General features: G+C 70.7%; 16 protein-coding genes and 2 pseudogenes. 4 read left to right on the top strand and 14 right to left on the bottom strand.

Annotated elements, in window-relative coordinates; all coding sequences use genetic code 11:
- Positions 1-84: 84 nt before the first annotated feature.
- Both ABT041_RS05175 and rhaI read right to left on the bottom strand, forming a co-directional pair.
- Positions 85-2124 carry a bifunctional aldolase/short-chain dehydrogenase gene (locus tag ABT041_RS05175; RefSeq protein WP_351179202.1) on the bottom strand — a complete coding sequence of 680 codons (2040 nt, stop codon included), beginning with the start codon at positions 2122-2124 and terminating at the stop codon, positions 85-87.
- Between the two features lie 200 nt (positions 2125-2324).
- Positions 2325-3491 (bottom strand): L-rhamnose isomerase, encoded by a 1167-nt coding sequence (gene rhaI / locus ABT041_RS05170; protein ID WP_351179199.1) that lies wholly within the window; start codon positions 3489-3491, stop codon positions 2325-2327.
- A gap of 418 nt (positions 3492-3909) precedes the next feature.
- Here rhaI and ABT041_RS05165 point away from each other — a divergent pair.
- The 4 genes and pseudogenes from ABT041_RS05165 (at position 3910) to rox (ending at position 7515) form a co-directional block, all read left to right on the top strand.
- A pseudogene (locus ABT041_RS05165) lies at positions 3910-4475 on the top strand (hypothetical protein).
- Positions 4476-4544: 69 nt separating this feature from the next.
- Positions 4545-4865 (top strand): L-rhamnose mutarotase, encoded by a 321-nt coding sequence (locus ABT041_RS05160; RefSeq protein ID WP_351179197.1) that lies wholly within the window; start codon positions 4545-4547, stop codon positions 4863-4865.
- An 85-nt stretch (positions 4866-4950) separates the two neighbouring features.
- On the top strand, positions 4951-5976 hold the full coding sequence (locus tag ABT041_RS05155; protein ID WP_351179194.1) for a LacI family DNA-binding transcriptional regulator: 1026 nt from the start codon (positions 4951-4953) through the stop codon (positions 5974-5976).
- Between the two features lie 102 nt (positions 5977-6078).
- Positions 6079-7515 carry a rifampin monooxygenase gene (rox, locus tag ABT041_RS05150; RefSeq protein ID WP_351179191.1) on the top strand — a complete coding sequence of 479 codons (1437 nt, stop codon included), beginning with the start codon at positions 6079-6081 and terminating at the stop codon, positions 7513-7515.
- On the opposite strand, the gene ABT041_RS05145 is transcribed toward rox, so the two are convergent.
- The 12 genes and pseudogenes from ABT041_RS05145 to ABT041_RS05090 form a co-directional block, all read right to left on the bottom strand.
- On the bottom strand, positions 7516-8259 hold the full coding sequence (locus tag ABT041_RS05145; protein WP_351179188.1) for an amino acid ABC transporter ATP-binding protein: 744 nt from the start codon (positions 8257-8259) through the stop codon (positions 7516-7518).
- Positions 8256-9146 carry an amino acid ABC transporter permease gene (locus ABT041_RS05140; protein ID WP_351179185.1) on the bottom strand — a complete coding sequence of 297 codons (891 nt, stop codon included), beginning with the start codon at positions 9144-9146 and terminating at the stop codon, positions 8256-8258. Before ABT041_RS05140 ends, ABT041_RS05145 begins: the two co-directional genes overlap by 4 nt.
- Before the next feature lie 10 nt (positions 9147-9156).
- Positions 9157-10035, bottom strand: coding sequence for an ABC transporter substrate-binding protein (locus tag ABT041_RS05135; protein ID WP_351179182.1), 879 nt, complete (start codon positions 10033-10035; stop codon positions 9157-9159).
- 52 nt (positions 10036-10087) lie between these two features.
- On the bottom strand, positions 10088-10924 hold the full coding sequence (locus ABT041_RS05130) for an SAM hydroxide adenosyltransferase (RefSeq protein ID WP_351179179.1): 837 nt from the start codon (positions 10922-10924) through the stop codon (positions 10088-10090).
- Between the two features lie 342 nt (positions 10925-11266).
- A pseudogene (locus tag ABT041_RS05125) lies at positions 11267-11413 on the bottom strand (ATP-binding protein); the annotation flags it as partial.
- A 43-nt stretch (positions 11414-11456) separates the two neighbouring features.
- A complete protein-coding gene (locus ABT041_RS05120; protein ID WP_351179176.1) occupies positions 11457-11726 on the bottom strand; it encodes a hypothetical protein in 270 nt (89 codons plus the stop codon).
- A 264-nt stretch (positions 11727-11990) separates the two neighbouring features.
- The gene (locus ABT041_RS05115) at positions 11991-13265 is read right to left on the bottom strand and encodes an extracellular solute-binding protein (protein ID WP_351179173.1); all 1275 of its coding nucleotides are present in this window, start codon (positions 13263-13265) and stop codon (positions 11991-11993) included.
- Positions 13266-13715: 450 nt separating this feature from the next.
- The gene (locus ABT041_RS05110; protein WP_351179170.1) at positions 13716-14093 is read right to left on the bottom strand and encodes a toxin Doc; all 378 of its coding nucleotides are present in this window, start codon (positions 14091-14093) and stop codon (positions 13716-13718) included.
- A 3-nt stretch (positions 14094-14096) separates the two neighbouring features.
- A complete protein-coding gene (locus tag ABT041_RS05105; protein WP_351179167.1) occupies positions 14097-14345 on the bottom strand; it encodes an antitoxin MazE7 in 249 nt (82 codons plus the stop codon).
- Positions 14346-14484: 139 nt separating this feature from the next.
- Positions 14485-15249, bottom strand: coding sequence for an NUDIX hydrolase (locus tag ABT041_RS05100; protein WP_351179164.1), 765 nt, complete (start codon positions 15247-15249; stop codon positions 14485-14487).
- A 4-nt stretch (positions 15250-15253) separates the two neighbouring features.
- Entirely contained in the window at positions 15254-15823 is a 570-nt protein-coding gene (locus tag ABT041_RS05095; RefSeq protein ID WP_351179161.1) for a GNAT family N-acetyltransferase, read from the bottom strand.
- The gene (locus ABT041_RS05090; protein WP_351179158.1) at positions 15820-17244 is read right to left on the bottom strand and encodes a phosphotransferase; all 1425 of its coding nucleotides are present in this window, start codon (positions 17242-17244) and stop codon (positions 15820-15822) included. Before ABT041_RS05090 ends, ABT041_RS05095 begins: the two co-directional genes overlap by 4 nt.
- Positions 17245-17277: the final 33 nt, after the last annotated feature.

Here is a 17277-nt window from a genome sequence, read left to right as displayed (position 1 = left end):
GTGAGGGGGGAAGGCATGGATCGGCCACCCGTCCACCCTGCCGACGGAGGCACGCGTCCGCACCAGGGTGATCGGGGCGCGTCGTCAGCGCAGGAAGGCCGCCGCGACGCCCGCGTCGACCGGGATGTGCAGGCCCGTGGTGTGGGTCAGGTCGCCGCCGGTGAGGGCGAAGACCGCGTTCGCGACGTGCTCGGGGAGGACCTCGCGCTTGAGCAGGGTCCGCTGGGCGTAGAACTCGCCGAGCTGCTCCTCCTCGATGCCGTACGTGGCGGCGCGCTGGGCGCCCCAGCCCGCGGCGAAGATCCCGGAGCCGCGCACCACGCCGTCGGGGTTGACGCCGTTGACGCGGATGCCGTGCTCGCCGAGTTCGGCGGCGAGGAGGCGGACCTGGTGGGCCTGGTCGGCCTTCGTGGCGGAGTACGCGATGTTGTTCGGACCGGCGAAGACCGCGTTCTTGGAGGCGACGTAGACGATGTCGCCGCCCAGCCCCTGCTCGATCATGATCCGGGCGGCCTCGCGGGAGACGAGGAAGGAGCCGCGGGCCATGATGTCGTGCTGGAGGTCCCAGTCGCGGGCCGTGGTCTCGAGCAGCGGCTTCGAGACGGAGATGCCCGCGTTGTTGACGACGAGGTCGACCCCGCCGAAGGCGAGAACGGCCTCGCGGAACGCGGCGGCGATCTGCTCCTCGGAGGTGACGTCCACGGTGACCGCCACGGCCTTGTCCGGGCCGCCCAGCTCCTCGGCGACCGCGGCGGCGTGGTCGCCGTTCAGGTCGGCCACCACGACACACGCTCCCTCGGCGACCAGCCGGTGCGCGATGGCCTTGCCGATGCCCGAGCCGGCGCCCGTCACCAGGGCCACCCGGGTCGCGAGCGGCTTCGGCTTCGGCATGCGCCGCAGCTTGGCCTCCTCGAGCTCCCAGTACTCGATGCGGAACTTCTCCGACTCCTCGATCGGCCCGTACGTCGACACCGCCTCGGCGCCCCGCATCACATGGATGGCGTTGACGTAGAACTCGCCCGCGACCCGGGCGGTCTGCTTGTCCTTGCCGAAGGAGAACATCCCGACGCCGGGGATCAGGACGATCGCCGGGTCCGCGCCGCGCATCGCGGGAGAGTCCTGGGTGGCGTGCCGGTGGTAGTACGCGGCGTACTCCTCCCGGTAGGCGGTGTGCAGCTCCCTCAGCCGGGCCACGGCCTCGTCCAGCGGAGCGCCGGCCGGCAGGTCAAGGACCAGCGGACGGACCTTGGTGCGCAGGAAGTGGTCCGGGCACGAGGTGCCCAGGGCCGCGAGCCGGGGGTGTTCGGCGCGGGCGAGGAAGTCCAGGACCACCTCGGCGTCGTTGAAGTGGCCGACCTGCGGGTGGTCCTGGGAGGCGATCGCCCGCAGGTGCGGGGCGAGCGCGGCGGCCCGCTCCCGGCGCGGCTCCTCGGGGAGGGCCTCGTACCCCTCGATCATCGCGCCGAAGGGCTCCGGGCGGCCCCGCTCGGCGAGGAAGGTCTCGGCTGTGCGGATGATGTGCAGCGCGTTGCGCTCGCACTCCTCCGACGTGTCGCCCCAGGCGGTGATGCCGTGGCCGCCGAGGATGCAGCCGACGGCCTGAGGGTTCGCCTCCTTGACGGCTGCGATGTCCAGACCGAGCTGGAATCCCGGCCGGCGCCAGGGAACCCAGACGACGGTGTCGCCGAAGCACTCGGCGGTGAGCTTCTCTCCGTCGGCGGCGCAGGCGAGGGCGATTCCGGAGTCGGGGTGCAGGTGGTCGACATGGGCCGCGTCGACCAGAGCGTGCATGGCGGTGTCGATCGAGGGGGCCGCGCCGCCCTTGCCGTACAGGCAGTGGTCGAAGACGGCGACCATCTCGTCCTCGCGCTCCACGCCCGGGTAGACGGCCTTGAGCGCGTGGACCCGGTCCAGCCGCAGGACGGCGAGGCCCGACTCGGTGAGCGTGCCGAGGTCGCCGCCCGAGCCCTTGACCCACAGCAGGTCCACGTCCTGACCGGTGACCGGGTCCGTGGTGGAGCCCTTGGCGGAGGTGTTGCCGCCCGCGTAGTTGGTGTTGCGCGGGTCGGCGCCGAGCCGGTTCGAGCGCCCGAGCAGGGCGTCGACGGCGGGGTGGAGGGTCATGGTGACTGTTCCTCTTGGTTGTTCATGGCGGGTGACGTGGGGGCTCGCGGGCGGTCGGTCAGGCGGATGACGAGCAGCCTCGCGGGCGGTCGGTCCGGCGGATGACGAGCTGGCTCAGGGGCGGTCGGTCGGGCGGATGACGAGCAGCCTCGCGGGCAGTCGGTCAAGGAAGATGACGAGCAGCCTCACGGACGGGTCGGTCAGGCTCCCCAGCCGGCCTGCTCGCCGCCGACGCGCTCGGCCGCGATCCGCTCCTGCCACCCGGAGGCGGCGTACGCGGCGACGGGGTCGGGGTTCAGCCCCTTCTCCTCGCGCAGCTCACACAGCAGGGGACGGACGTCGGTGTTGTACGCGTCCATCAGCACGGCGTTGGCGGCGAGGACGTCACCGGCCCGCTGCGCGGCGGTGAGTGCGTCGAGGTCGACGAGGAGCGCCTTGGCGGTGGCCTCCTGGACGTTCATCACCGAGCGGATGACGGCGGGGATCTTCGCCTCGATGTTGTGGCACTGGTCGAGCATGAAGGCCACGTTCGCGGCCGCGTCCAGACCGCCGTTCTTGGCGACCTCGTGCATGATCCGGAAGAGCTGGAAGGGATCGGCTGAGCCGACCATCAGGTCGTCGTCGGCGTAGAAGCGGGAGTTGAAGTCGAAGCCGCCGAGCTTCCCCTCGCGCAGGAGGAACGCCACGATGAACTCGATGTTGGTGCCGGGCGCGTGGTGGCCGGTGTCCACGACGACCTGCGCCTTCGGGCCCAGCTTGAGGCAGTGGGCGTACGAGGTGCCCCAGTCGGGCACGTCGGTGGTGTAGAAGGCCGGCTCGAAGAACTTGTACTCGAGCAGGATCCGCTGGTCCTCCCCGAGCCGCCCGTACACCTCGGCCAGAGACTCCGCGAGCCGGTCCTGCCGGGCGACGACGTCGTCCTGACCGGGGTAGTTGGTGCCGTCGGCGAACCACAGCTTCAGGTCGCCGGACCCGGTCGCGTCCATGATGTCGACGCACCGCAGGAGGTGCTCGACGGCCTTGCGGCGCACCTTCGGGTCCGGGTGGCAGACGCTGCCGAGCTTGTAGTCGTCGTCCTGGAAGGTGTTGGAGTTGATCGCGCCCGGTTCGAGGCCGCGCTCTTTCGCGTACGAGGCCAGGGCGGCGTAGTCGTCGACCTCGTCCCACGGGATGTGCAGGGACACCTTCGGGGCGACGCCGGTGAACGCGTGCACCCGGGCGGCGTCGTCCAGCTTCTCGTACGGGTTGCGGGGCACACCTGCCTGCGCGAACACCTTGAACCGGGTGCCGGAGTTTCCGTAGCCCCAGGAGGGTGTCTCGATCCGCTGGCCGGCGAGCGCGGCCTTCACGGCAGCGATGTCAGGCATGGTCACCTCGGGGTGGCTGGGAGAACGGGGGAGCCCCGGGGACGGGGCTGGTGAACGACAAAGGATTCGATGTAATGAATCGATTCATTTCGAGAGGGAAGCTAGCTCGCGCACAGATGGCCGTCAAGGTGCTGCGTAGGGAGAGTGATAAGGCAAAGGCTCTTGACCGTCGGGGCGGGCGGGGTTAGCTTCCAGACGACCCGAATGAAACATTTCAGTTGCGGGTGACTTCTCCGGCGCCTTCCATCGTGCCCTGCCGACGCGCCCGCCCTCGCAGACCCCTGCCACACCCATGGAGACACGCAATGACGCACCCTGAACCGGAGGCCACTCCGGCGCTCGCGCTGGAGGGGGTGAGCAAGTCCTTCGGCGCCGCCCGGCCGCGCCCTGCTGCCCCGCGGCAGCGAAAGGAAGCACGATGTACGGCACCTCCGCCGGAAGCCGCCGTCTCGGCGCCGCGATGGTCGTCACCGCCCCCCTCGTCCTCGGCGCCACCGGCTGGTCGGGCACTACCAAGGACTCCGCGAAGCCGGAGTCGGGCCCGGCAGTGACCGGCAGGGCCGACGCCGCCGCGGCCACCAAGAAGGGCCTGACCGTGGCCTTCCTTCCGAACCAGGTCAACAACCCGTACTTCACCAGCTCCGACAACGGCGGCAAGGAGGGGCTGGAGCAGCTGGGCTCCACGTACAAGGAGGTCGGCACCTACAGCGGCAAGCTGACCGGCCTCGGCACCCCCGACGACATGCGCGCCTACGTCGAGGACGGCACCGTCGAGGGCTTCGAGCTGTGGGACCCGGCCAGGCTCGGCGCGCTCGCGGCCCACGCCGCCGTCGCCCTGGAGTCCGGCCAGATCTCCGGCGCCGAGGGCGAGGCCCTCAAGGCCGGCGACCTGGGCACGTTCACCGTCGAGGACGACGGCGTGATCCTCCCTGGGTCAAGCCGACCGTCTTCGACAAATCCCACATCGACCGGTTCAACTTCTGATCCGTCAGGTCGAGCGGGGGCCGCACCGAGAGGCGCCGGCCCCCCTCCCGCAGGGAACGAGGACCCACCGTGCAGCGCGTCTGCTTCCTTCTGAAGGTCCGGGCCGAGAAGGCCGCGGAGTACCGCGAACGCCACCAGGACGTCTGGGCCGAGATGCTCGACGCACTGTCCGCGGCCGGCTGGCACAACTACTCGCTCTTCCTGCGCGAGGACGGCCTCCTCGTCGGCTACCTGGAGACCCCGGATTTCGAACGGGCCCGCGCCGCGATGGAGGCCACCGACGTGAACGCCCGCTGGCAGGCGGAGATGGCCGGGTTCTTCGAGGATCTCGACGGCCTGGCGCCGGACGCCGCCATGCGCCCGCTGACCGAGGTCTTCCACCTCGCGTGAACGGCGAGACCGGCACCGGAGGACGGCTCCTCCCGGAGGCACAGCGGGTAGACGAGCACAGCACAGGACGCAGCAGGTGGGACGGATGACGCGCGGCGCACGGGCGGTCGGCATCAAGGACGTGGCGCGCGAGGCGGGCGTCTCCGTCGGCACGGTCTCCAATGTGATCAACCGGCCCGACCAGGTCTCGGACGAGACCCGGCGCCAGGTGCAGAGCGCCATCTCCCGCCTGGGCTACGTACGCAGCGAGTACGCCCGCCAGCTCCGGGCCGGCAGCAGCCGCATCATGGCCCTGCTGGTCCTGGACATGGGCAACCCCTTCTTCGTCGACCTCGCCCGCGGCGCCGAGCGCACCGCCCGCGCCGCCGGCCTCGGCGTCATGGTCTGCAACAGCGACCAGAACCCGCGCGAAGAGGCCGAGTACCTGTCCCTCTTCGCCGAACAGCGGGTCCGCGGCGTCCTGATCACCCCCGCCGACCCGAGCGGCGCAGGCCTCGCCGAGTTCCGCCGGCACCGCATACCCTTCGTCCTCGTCGACCGGCTGGCCACCGACACGGACGCCTGCTCGGTCTCCGTCGACGACGTCGCCGGCGGATCGCTCGCGGTCCGTCACCTGACCGCCGCCGGACACCGCTCGATCGCCTACGTCAGCGGCCCCGCACACCTCCAGCAGATCCGGGACCGCCGCGAGGGCGCCCTCCTCGCCCTGGCCGAGGCGGGGCTCCCCGCCGACGCGCTCCAGGAGATCCCCGCGGAGCGGCTCGACGTCGTGGCCGGACGCGACGCGGGCGCCCGGCTGCTCGGCCTGGCCGACCGGCCCACCGCCGTCTTCTGCGCCAACGACCTGCTGGCCCTCGGTGTCCTGCAGGCCCTGTACGCGGCCGGGGTCAGGGTCCCGGACGACATGGCCCTCGTCGGCTACGACGACATCGAGTTCGCCGCGGCGGCCACCGTACCGCTCACGTCGGTGCGCCGGCCCGCCGTCACCATCGGGTCCATCGCCGCCGGCCTGCTGCTCCAGGAGACCGGCGAGGACGCACGCCTGCACGAGCACGAACACATCATCCTGCAACCGGAACTGGTGGTCCGTCAGTCGAGCCTCACCCGCTGAGCACCGGTACGCGGCACAGTGGTACGGGTATACGTGTCTGCCGGACCGTGAGTGGAGCGGCCGGCCGGAACACGGACTCGACCTCATTGAACGGGTGTGCTGATGATCGACGTGATCGTGGTCGGCGGGGGACCGACCGGCATGATGCTGGCCGGCGAATTGCGCCTGCACGGCGTGCACACGGTCGTACTGGAACAGGAGCCGGAGCCGACCGAGGTGGTCCGCGCGCGCGGACTGCACGCGCGCAGCATCGAGGTGATGGAGCAGCGCGGCCTCCTCGACCGGTTCCTCGCCCTCGGCACGCGGTACCCGCTCAGTGGTTCCTTCGCCGGCATCCGCAAACCGCGCCCCGACCCCCTGGACACCGCACACCCCTACATCCTCGGCATCCCGCAGACCCTCACCGACCGGCTGCTGACCGAACACGCCGTCGAGGCCGGTGCCGACATCCGGCGCGGCACCGCGGTGGTCGGGCTCAGCCAGGACGAAGACGGGGTGACCGTCGAGCTCGCGGACGGCACGCGGCTGCGCTCGCGCCACCTCGTCGGCTGCGACGGCGGCCGCAGCACGGTACGCAAGCTGATCGGCGTCGGCTTCCCCGGCGAACCCGCCCGGCGCGAGTGGCTCCTCGGCGAGGCCGAGGTGGGCGTCCCGCCGGAGAAGATGACCGCCGCCGCGGCCGAGCTCGGCACGCCGGACCTGCGGTTCGGCCCGGCGTCCGGCACGGAAGGGCTGTACGGCTTCGTCGTGCGTACGGAGGAGGTCGCCGAGGACCGCACCGTTCCGCCGACCTTCGATGAGTTCAAGGAGCGGATCCGGGCGCTCGCCGGCACCGACTTCGGCGTACGTGAACCGCGCTGGCTGTCCCGTTTCGGCGACGCCACCCGGCAGGCCGAGCGCTACCGGGTCGGCCGGGTGTTCCTGGCCGGCGACGCGGCGCACATCCATCCGCCGCACGGCGGGCAGGGCCTCAACCTCGGCATCCAGGACGCGTTCAACCTCGGCTGGAAGCTGGCCGCCGAGGTCGCCGGCTGGGCGCCCGAGGATCTCCTCGACAGCTACCACGCCGAGCGGCATCCCGTGGCGGCCGCCGTGCTGGACACCACCCGGGCGCAGGTCGAGCTGCAGTCCGACGAGCCGGGCCCCTCGGCAGTACGCCGACTCCTGTCGGAACTCATGGACTTCGAGGACGTGAACCGGTACCTCGTCGAGAGGATCACGGCGATCGGCGTCCGCTACGACTTCGGCGAAGGCCACCCCCTGCTCGGCCGACGGCTGCGGGACGTCGCGCTGAAGCGGGGACGCCTGTACGAGCTGACGCACGGCGGCCGCGGACTGCTCCTCGACCAGACCGGCCGGCTCACGGTGGCGGGCTGGGAGGACCGCGTCGACCACGTCGCCGACGTCAGCGACGAACTCGACGTGCCCGCCGTACTGTTGCGGCCGGACGGCCATGTGGCGTGGGTCGGTGACGACCAGCGGGACTTGCTCGGACAGCTGCCCCGGTGGTTCGGCACCGCCACCGACCCCTCCACTTGATCAGGTGCGGTCGAGCGCTCGTGCGAGGAAGCGCCGGGTGGCTTGCTCGCGGGGGTCGGTGAGGACTTGTTCGGCGGTGCCCTGCTCGACGATGACACCGTTCTCGAGGAAGCAGACCTGGTCGGCGACCTGTCGGGCGAAGTCCATCTCGTGGGTGGCCATGAGGATGGTCAGGCCCCGCTCCTTGAGATCCGCGACGACGTCGAGCACCTCGCCGACGAGTTCGGGATCGAGGGCGGAGGTGATCTCGTCGAAGAGCAGCAGTTCCGGATCCGTGGCCAGGGCGCGGGCGATGGCGGCTCGTTGCTGCTGTCCGCCGGAGAGCCGGTCGGGGTGCTCGTCGGCCTTGTCGGCGAGCCCGAGACGGCCCAGGAGCTCCCGGGCCGTGGCCTCGGCCTGCTTGCGCGGGGTGCGGTGGACCTGGCGCGGGGCGAGGGTGATGTTGTCGAGGACGGAGAGGTGCGGGAAGAGGTTGTAGGCCTGGAAGACGATGCCGATGCGGCGGCGGGCCACATCGGGATCCAGACGGGGTTCGGTGAGCTCGGCGTCGCCGAGGTGGACCGTGCCGTCGTCGACGGTCTCCAGCAGGTCCACGCAGCGCAGTAGCGTCGATTTGCCGGAGCCGGAGCCGCCGATGAGGCAGACGACCTGGTGTTCGGCGACGTCGAGGTCGATCGAGCGCAGCACGAGCCGGGATCCGTACTGCTTGCGGAGTCCGCGGATACGGAGCAGGGGCTGGTTCATCGGCTGGTCTCCGCCCAGGTGCGCTGGGCCGCCCGTCGCTGGAGGCGGTCGGCGAAGCGGGTGAGGGGGATGGTCACGGCGATGAACAACAGGGCCGCTCCGAGGTAAGGGGTGTAGTTGAAGTCGTAGTCGGCCTTGATCTGGGCCGCGCGCAGGGCTTCGAGGGGGCCGAGGACGGAGACGAGGGCGGTGTCCTTCTGCAGGGCGATGAAGTCGTTGAGGAGCGGTGGCAGGACGTTGCGGACGGCCTGGGGCAGGACGACGTGCCGCAGGGTCTGGCGTTCGTTCAGTCCGAGGGCGCGGGCGGCGTTGCGCTGCGCGGGGTGGACCGAGTTGAGCCCGGCCCGCAGGACCTCGCCGACGTAGGCGGCGTAGGACAGGACGAGGGCGATGACGCCGAGGACCCACGGGTCGGACGGGGTGCCCTGCAGTTGCAGGGCCGGGAGTCCGAAGCCGACGAGGAAGACCAGCAGGAGCGTCGGTACACCCCGGAAGACGTCGACGTAGACGGTCGCGGCGAGCCGGAGAGGCTGGAGTCCCGGCGCCCGGGTCACCCGCACCAGCGCGATCAGAAGCCCGAAGACCAGGATGAGCACTTCGGCGACCAGGAACATCTGGATGTTCAGCCAGAAACCCCGAAGGAGCTCGGGGAACGCGGCCCGAAGCTCCGCCCAGTCCAGGAACAGGCTCCTGACACGGTCCCAGCCGGGTGAGGCGACCGCGCCCGCACCCACCGCGACCAGGGCGGCGAGGGTGCACAGGGACGCGGTCCAGGTCTGACGGCGCTTGCGCGAGCGCCGGAACCGCTGCCGCTCCAGCTCATGGGCGCTCGGCACGTAGGTGTCGTCGTCCGCCGCCGGGGGCGCGGCTGTTTTCGTAAGATCCACGATCGGCCCGCTACTGCTTCAGCTCGGGGACGTTCGCCGAGGCGGACAGCCACGTCGACGTCAGCTTCGCCAGGGTTCCGTCGGCCTTGAGGGCGTCGAGGGCCTGGTTCACGCAGGAGGTGTAGCCGCTGTTCTTCGGCAGCAGCAGGCCGAAGTTCTCCGGGGTGCCGCCCGCGTAGCCGAACTGGCCGACGATCTTTCCGTTGTCCAGCTCCGCGCCGGCGAGGTAGAAGACGGTGGGCAGGTCGGTGACGATGGCGTCGATCTGACCGTTCGCCAGCGCGGTGACCTCGTCCTTGGTGGTGTTGAAGACGCTCGGCTTCTGGGTGGGCTTGAGCCGCTCCAGGACGGCCTGGTAGCTGGTGGTGGCGACCTGCACGCCCATCTTCGCGTCCTTGAACGCGCTGAGGGAGGTGGCGTTGGCGAACTTCGAGCCGTCCAGGGTGAGGATGGCCTGGTTCGCGGTGTAGTAACTGCTGGAGAAGTCAACGGCCTTCGCGCGCTGCGGGGTGATGGAGATCTGGTTGATGTCGAAGTCGAAGGCCTTCGCGCCCGGGGCGTAGGAATGGGCGAAGGGCTCGACGACCCACTTCACCTGATCCTTCTTGAAGCCCAGCTTCCCGGCCACCGCATAGGCCACGGCGCTCTCGAAGCCCTTGCCGTTGGAAGGTGTGTTGCTGTCGAACCACGGCTCGTACGCAGGCGAGTCCGTCGCGATCGTCAACTGGCCGGGCTTGTGAAGGCTCGGGCTGTCCGTCGTGCAGGCGGCGGCGGTACCGGCGGAACCGGATGCCTTGGGATCGGCCTGCGGCTGCGGCGCGCAGGCTGCCGCCGCCAGCACGACGACGGCGGCGGAGGAGACCGAAAGAGCTATTCGGGTACGGGACATCAGAAATCCTTGGGAAAGAGAAGGCCGGAGGGAGGGGGGAAGGGGCGATGCGTCAGCCGGCGAGGCTGAGCACCTGGTCGCCCTGGTTGAGACCGAAGACCTCGGCTGCGGAGCCGCCGCGGACGACGAGTTCCGCGAAGCCTACGCCGGAGCTGCCGACGGTGATGCCGGGTTCGCCGAGCGGGACGTCGGGGAGCCGGTCGTAACATCGGACCGGGACGTCGCGGCCCTCGTGCCGGTTGTGGACGAGGAGGCTCTTGACGGTGGTGTAGCCGGGGAGTTCGGCGGCCGGGCGGTCGAGCTTGCAGTTGCCGAAGTTGTCCACGACGGCGACCCGCACGTCGTGCGTGACGGGCTGGGTCACGGCTGCCGGCTCGGCGGGGACGTCGCGGCCGTCGGCGAGCCAGCGGGCGAGGAGGGGCGCGTACCACAGGCTGCGGAACTGGGTCCGTACCATCTCCTCGATCTCGGCCGGCGCGAGCTCGGCCCACCCGGCGGCGGCCGCCTCCAGGACCTCGCGGACGTCGGTGACGTGGACCTCGGTGATGCCCAGGTAGGTGGCGAGCGGGGCGAGGACCCGGTGGTTCAGGGTGCTGACGACGAGGTGGTCGCCGTGGCGGAACCAGCAGAACGGCACGCCGTTGGGCCAGTGCCCGTCCCTCGGGGCGATGTTGACCAGGACCACCACCGGCTGCGTGGGCCCGCCGATGAGATCGGTGGAGCGCAGCAGGTCGAGGAGGGTCAGGGCGGCGGCGCCCTCCGGGTCCGGGCCGCCCAGCGGAAGAACGGTCGGGGTGGCGCCGAAGAGGGTGGCGATGCGCGTGGATTGCCGGGCGAGCGCGTTGGGGTCGGCACAGTCGGTGAGAGAAACGACCGGTAGCTGGGTCATGGCAGATACTTCACATTTCTGTCGAATAAGGACTGGGTCTGTTGGCACCCAGGCCCGGTGGTGACTGATTCGGGGTAACAAAAAAGGACCCTCCGTCTCCGGAGGGTCCGTCGCATCCAGTGCGCACACGGCTTCGCTAGCGAAGCGCCTCCGAGGTTCGGGGCATCATTCGCATCATGGCGAGGCTGGCGATGTGCTGCATGGGTGGCACGCTAGCACTGGTCGGGAACGTCTCAAGCGCCTGTCCATCATGTGGACAGACGGTGTCCCGGCGGCGGACAGGCGAAGCTTTCGGAGGCGCCATCGGCGTACGCGAGCGCGGAACCGCGCACCCCTACGGTCCCGTTCCGGCAGGTCCTGCTCCGTCCAGATCGTCTTGCCGCGCGTCGTGTAGCGGCTGCCCCAGCGGGACGTCAGCCGGGCGACCAGGAACAGCCCACGCCCGCCCTCGTCCGTGGCCGGGGCTCTGCGGAGAGGGGGCTGTGTGCTCGGGGCCGGGGCTCTCGGCTCCCGGCTGGCCAAGCTTCTTTGTCTATCCGACACCATGGGACAGGACGGACAAACGGCCCTGAATGGCAGCGAGTTCGCCGCCGAAACTCGCCGAGATCGCGAGAACCACCGGGGTCGAAAGCGCCTGCTCCCACGGCAGCTCGGGACGTTCCAGCTCGGCGAAGAGTTCGCGGATCCCGCCCTGGAAGGCCGGGGACCCCGTGGACGTCACCATCGTCTGGATGCGGAAGTCGTCGTGGAAGAGCGGAAGCAGGCCCAGCGGGCGGCCTGCCGAGCCGACGTTGTGGACCACGAGCAGAACCCGGCGCTGGACGGCTCGGCTCGTCCACCGAGGGGCTCCCTCCCCGACCGGCACGCGCATCGGCAGGGGTCCGGCTGGTCGCACTCGTAACCCTTCTGAGCGAGCATGGCGGCGGCGTGCGCTCACCTTGACGGGAGGATCCTCGACGCACGGAGGCCGACGGCACGAGAGGGAGGGTGGTCGCTCGCGCACCTTGTGAGTGCTTGGTGAGCGACGGGGAGGGCTTCATGGGCCCGGGGAAGACGGGGACGGCGCCTACCGCTGGGTCGCGTCCCGGGCCTGCTGGGCGATCTGCTCCAGCACCGCCTTCGGATCGGCGGAGGGCGCGACGGCCTTCCCGATGTTCCGCTTGATGGTGTTGCTGATCTCGAGCCAGGACGGTTCGTCGACCGGGTACAGCTGAGCACTGCGCAGGGCGGCCAGGAACTGCTCGGCGCTGTGGTCGGCCGACGCGTACTGGGATGCTTCGGTGGCGGACACCGTCGCCGGCAGCAGGTGGTAGCGCCCGGCGAACTCGTTGAGGTTCTTGTCCTCGTAGACGAAGTTCAGGAACTCGGTGACCAGTTCGCGATTGCCGTCGTGCCGGAAGGCCATCATCCAGTCGGCGACGCCCGCCGCGGGCGGGGTCTCCTCGTCACCCAGCGTGTCCGAGACCGGCATGCGCAGGGTGCCGACCTTCATGCCCTTCTCCCGCGCTTCGTGCAGGAGCGAGGGGTAGCCGTTGACCATGCCGACTTCACCGCGGAGGAAGGCGTCGAAGGCGTCCTGCCGGTTGAGCTTGGCGGGCGCGACCGGGCCGGTGAGCCCCGGCGCGACCAGGTTCTCCTTGATCCAGCGGAACGTCTGGGTGTTCTGCTCGGACGCGATGTTGTAGCCGCCGCTGTCGTCGGTGTACCCGCCACCGTTGCTCAGTTCCCAGATCAGGGCCTCGGCGTGCGCCTCCTCGGGGCCGAGCGGCAGCGCGTACGGGTAGCGCACGCCCGTCTTCTTCAGCGCCTCGGCGGCCTCCTTCAGCTCCGACCAGGTCTTCGGGGGCTTCGCGCCGGCCTTGTCGAACAGCTCCTCGTTGTAGAAGAGCAGCCGGCTGCTGGCCACGAACGGCAGACCGTAGAGGGCCCCGCCGACCGAGCCCGCGTCAGCGAGCGGCCGCAGGAAGTTCGCCTCGGCTCGGACCGACATCACCTCGTCGGCGGTGTAGAGACTGCCCTGCGCGGCGAAGTCGGAGTAGGCGCCCATCAGTGCCACGTCGGGGGCGTTGTCCGCCTCGACCATGCGCGTGACCTCACGGTCGACGTCGGCCCACGGGTAGAGCGTCACCTCGACCTTCTTGTCGGGATGGGCGGCGGTGAAGGCGGTGGTCAGTTTGTCCCAGTACGCCTTGGAGCTGGTCGCGGGGCCGGTCCCGTACTCGGGTGCCACGAGCCGCAGCGTGGTCGCGTCGCTCTCGGACGAGCCGCACGCGGTGACGAGAGAGCCGAGTAGTCCGAATGCGGCCACGGAGGCGGTCATGCCGAAAGGTCTTGGGGGCATGGGTCGTTCCTCTGTTCTTTCTGGACAGTGCGTCCGAAAGTCTCTCCTGGCACGGGCTGGATTGGGCTCCTCGGTGAACGGTTGTGGTCGAAGATCTAAACGGGAGGTCGGCGCATGGTGCCTTCCGATATACGGCCGCTTCTTTCCTCGCGCGTAGAACTCTCCGGGATGTCCAGAACGGCTCCTCGGAGGAGCATTGACAGCAGAGGACGATGATCGATGAATCCGGCGCGGCGGAGCAGTGGGCGCGGCGGTGACAGTCGGCGGCCAGGCCGCCCTGGGGCTCGGCGTCCCCACCCTGCTGCGCGCGCCACGCAGGTCCTCACCGCCGGATCGCCGCGGCGAGGTCATGGGTGCAGGGCGGGGGCCCGGGTTCACGAAGAGACCGCTCACCCGCCGGGGGAGGTCAGCACATCGCGCAGCGCAAGAGGGAGGGCCGAGGACTACTGCTTACTGCTGCTCGAACGACCGGAGCCGGTCGGCGATGTCGTAGCTCGTGAGACGCAGGGCCTGGATGTCGCGGATGAGATCGCGCCAGGGCTCGTACGAGGTGTCGACACGGTGGCCGGAGGCTTCCAGGTAGGCGATGGCGACGCCGTAGCCGTACAGCTCGTTGCGGGCGGGCAGCGGGCGGAGCACCACGCACTCCTGCAGGAAGACCGCGGCGCGCCAGAACGCGTCCGGGTCGGCCTGGTCGATGTGCGGCGTGTTCACCCGGTGGCGGGCGGCCATGCCGGCCAGGACCGAGTAGTCGCTGACCGTGAGGTCCCTGCGGAGGATGTCTTCCTGGCGGTCGAGCAGCCAGCGGGCGTCGACGAGCAGCTGCACGGTTCAGGCCGCCCGCGGCGTCTCGTGCTTGGCCGGCGGCAGCCCGCCGAAGTCGGCGTCGAAACGGCTCACGATGCCGGGGGCGCCGACGGCACGCCGGAAGGCGGCCGTGGCGGTGTCGAGGAGCAGCTCCCGCTCCTTCTCGTCGGCGACGCGCTCCAGGTAGTCCTTGACGGACAGCCCGGCGGCGTCGGCGAGGGCCTTGAACCGGTCCCGCGTGGTCTCGTCGATCCTGACGCTGGTGTCTGGCATACGGAAAGTATGCCGCAGAGTATGCAGGCGTGACCAGAGGGCGGCCGGCGTCCATGCGATGGGCGGCGGCAGAGCGGGTGAGACGCCAGACGGCGGCTTTGGCAGGCGGCGCGGAACCGGACAGCTCCAACGCTCGGGATCAGCCGTGCGCCGGCGCTTGCCCCGCCTGGGACCGGTCCACGGTGAAGTACCGACCGAGGACCTGAGGCAGGAAGTCCGCCGAAGGCCCCAGGCCTGCGACCTCGGCCGGCGAGGCGACGAAGGCGAGCTCGTCGAGCTCCGGCCCCATGTCGTGCTCGGACTCGGCGACGGGGAGGCGCGCGTGGCGTCGCCGTACGAGCTCGCTGGAGGTGGTGGGGGACACGAAGTGAAATCCCAGGCTGCCGTACCGCCGTCCCCGGGTCACCGTCCACAGCCGCAGGTCCTCGGCGGGGACGCGTACACCGGTCTCTTCGAGCAGTTCCCGGCCGGCGTGGCGGCGCAACCCGGCCACGTCCAGGCCTCCACCGGGCGCGGGCGGTTCAACAGCTCCGCCGGGCAGCGTCCAGCACCCGGGGTTGGCTGTACGTGGTGCTCCGCGACCGACCAGCAGCCCGTTCTCCGTCGGCACGAGCACGGTGACGTACAAGGACCCGGGGACCTCGTGCTGCGGGCGGAGCCGCCGGAGGGCCCGGGCCCGGTACGTCATGGGCGCCCACCGCACCACCAGGGAACCGCCGGGGACCAGGTCGATGCCGAGAGCGGCTGCGACAGGTCCGTCGAACGTGGCCGGGTTGCGCGCGAGGGTCTCCTGCCAGATGCGTTCCACTTCTCTCTTCTCGTGTGAAGTGAGCATCGGCGGCGGGCACTCGACGAACGTGATCGCGGCGCGGTCGAGAAACTCGACGGCGGGCGGACCGGGCATGCGTTCACCTTTCCGTACGGGAGCAGGGAGTAGGAGTGCAGCAGGCGTCCGACGTACTTCGAGGCCCCACCTCACCACGGTGGAGCGCCGGCGCCTTCGTCATCAGCATGAGCGCCGCGTCGCGCCGGAACCCCACCTCCTCGTACAGCGGCGCGGCGGTCTCGCTCGCGTGCAGTTCGTAGAGGGTGACACCGTCCTCCTCCAGCTGCTTCAGGAGCGCGGCAAGGGCGGCCCGGGCGAGGCCCCGGCGCCGGTGCGCGGGCTCGGTGGCCACGGCGTGTATGCGGGCGGCGAGCCCCCGGGGGTAGCCGGGGCCGGGTAGGACAGGCTGGATGAAGGCGAGCGCACACGCGACGAGTCCACCGGCCGGGCCGTCGACCACGAAGGCGCGGGCATCTGCGCCGGGCCGGAGACGAGCGGCGATCTGAGCGCGGCAGACGGCCAGCCAGGCGGCGTCGAGCGGCTCGGAGAGGACGAAGTCGGAACGCAGCCGGGCGATCTCGGCAGCGTCGTCGGGCGTCGCCGCCCTGGGGAGCGGTCCTGAAACAGCCGGGGCACCGATGTCGGGCTTCATCGCGTGACTCCTGGTGGACGGACGGCGGGCCAAGTGATTCCGGTACGGAGGCGGGCCAGGGTCCGGCGGCCACGCTCGACGAGTTCCGGGTCGCCGGTCCGCGTCCCGAAGGCGATGCCGGAGACCGAGTCGAGGGCGGCGCTCGCGACCAGATGCGCCTCCTCCGTGACGGTCAACGGGCGACCGTAGCCGCCGAGGAACGCCGAAGCCACGTCGGGCCGGCCGTCGAAGTGATCCAGGATGCGGACGAAGTCCCGTACCCGTGGCTGGGGTTCACTGCGCTCGAAGTCGATGACCCGCACCGTCCCGTCGTCGCCGAGCAGCAGGTTGCGCAGCTGGAAGTCGCCGTGGGTCACCACCGGCGTGAGCGGCCCGAGCTCCCGGGCGGTGGCGACGGCGGAGCGGACGCGCTCCTCGTCACCTGGTTCGAGCAGCGGTCGCGCAGCGTCCAGGTGGCGATCCATCCGGTCGTACGGGCCAAGGGGCGCGACAACGGCAGACTTCGCGGCGAGAGCGCCGGCGGGCAGAGGGATCGCGTGGATGCGCGCCAACAGGGTGCCGAGGGCCGCGAACACTGCCCGCTCCTCCGCGCCGTTCAGCACCCTGCCGTGCAGGGACCGCCCCTCGACCGCGGTCACCACGCCCGCCAGGAGACCCGGGTCGGCGGCCACGAGTCGGGGCCCGGCACCGCCCAGCAGGGGAACCCAGCGGCGCAGCGCGGTCGTCTCGCGGTGGTGGAACCTCTCGTTCTGGTGAACCTTCACGAACCACTCGCCGCCCGCCGCCCCGCACACCCGCCACACACGGCTGTTCTCCCGGGCCCAGGACACATCCGTCCACGTGGCGATGCGGCCGACGGCGCGCTCGGCGAAGTCCCGGACGGCAGGCTCGGGACCCTGGTCCCCGGGCCCCGGGCCGCGGACGAGACAGAGGCGGTCGGCCTCCGCGTCGTAGGCGATCGGCTCGTCAGGGTCCTGGAAGTGCAGCGCCACCGGCACGCCGGCCCGGTAGGCGTCGAGACCGGCACGGCAATAGGCGACCATCGGCTCCGGCAGCCGGTCGAGAGGAAACCAATGCACCGCGTCGCACTTGTCCCGCTCCATGACCCGCGCTGTCCCCTGCCACCGACGGACCTCGAAGAAGAACCCGACGCGCTCCCGCCCGCCCGGTGGCCGATGATGCACCGTGACAGCCGCGCGCACGTCCTCCGCCGCCACGACGAGACCGGTCTCCTCCAGGGTCTCGCGTACGACGGCGTCCACGACCGTCTCACGCTCCACGTGACCCGACGGGGCGTGCCACAGGCCGGACGCGTACACGTCGCCGGCCCGCCGGGACAGCAGTACCTCCGGACCTTTCTCTCCGCCACGGACGGCAATCAGGTGCACGTCCACGGGCACGGTGTGCCGCCCGCCGCTCACGCGCCACCTCCAGGGCGCCGGGAGGGCGACTTC

This window comes from Streptomyces sp. NPDC002825, assembly GCF_040295385.1.
Taxonomy (GTDB): Bacteria; Actinomycetota; Actinomycetes; order Streptomycetales; family Streptomycetaceae; genus Streptomyces.
Note: the sequence above shows the minus strand (reverse complement) of the source record. Positions and strands in the feature narration are given on the sequence as shown.

Excerpts from the sequence above, each read along its gene's own strand:
- rox (WP_351179191.1), top strand. The coding sequence starts at position 6,079 with ATGATCGACGTGATCGTGGTCGGCGGGGGACCGACCGGCATGATGCTG.
- rhaI (WP_351179199.1), bottom strand. The coding sequence starts at position 3,491 with ATGCCTGACATCGCTGCCGTGAAGGCCGCGCTCGCCGGCCAGCGGATC.
- ABT041_RS05130 (WP_351179179.1), bottom strand. The coding sequence starts at position 10,924 with ATGACCCAGCTACCGGTCGTTTCTCTCACCGACTGTGCCGACCCCAAC.
- ABT041_RS05095 (WP_351179161.1), bottom strand. The coding sequence starts at position 15,823 with ATGAAGCCCGACATCGGTGCCCCGGCTGTTTCAGGACCGCTCCCCAGG.
- ABT041_RS05175 (WP_351179202.1), bottom strand. The coding sequence starts at position 2,124 with ATGACCCTCCACCCCGCCGTCGACGCCCTGCTCGGGCGCTCGAACCGG.
- ABT041_RS05135 (WP_351179182.1), bottom strand. The coding sequence starts at position 10,035 with ATGTCCCGTACCCGAATAGCTCTTTCGGTCTCCTCCGCCGCCGTCGTC.
- ABT041_RS05115 (WP_351179173.1), bottom strand. The coding sequence starts at position 13,265 with ATGCCCCCAAGACCTTTCGGCATGACCGCCTCCGTGGCCGCATTCGGA.
- ABT041_RS05100 (WP_351179164.1), bottom strand. The coding sequence starts at position 15,249 with ATGCCCGGTCCGCCCGCCGTCGAGTTTCTCGACCGCGCCGCGATCACG.
- ABT041_RS05155 (WP_351179194.1), top strand. The coding sequence starts at position 4,951 with ATGACGCGCGGCGCACGGGCGGTCGGCATCAAGGACGTGGCGCGCGAG.
- ABT041_RS05105 (WP_351179167.1), bottom strand. The coding sequence starts at position 14,345 with ATGCCAGACACCAGCGTCAGGATCGACGAGACCACGCGGGACCGGTTC.
- ABT041_RS05145 (WP_351179188.1), bottom strand. The coding sequence starts at position 8,259 with ATGAACCAGCCCCTGCTCCGTATCCGCGGACTCCGCAAGCAGTACGGA.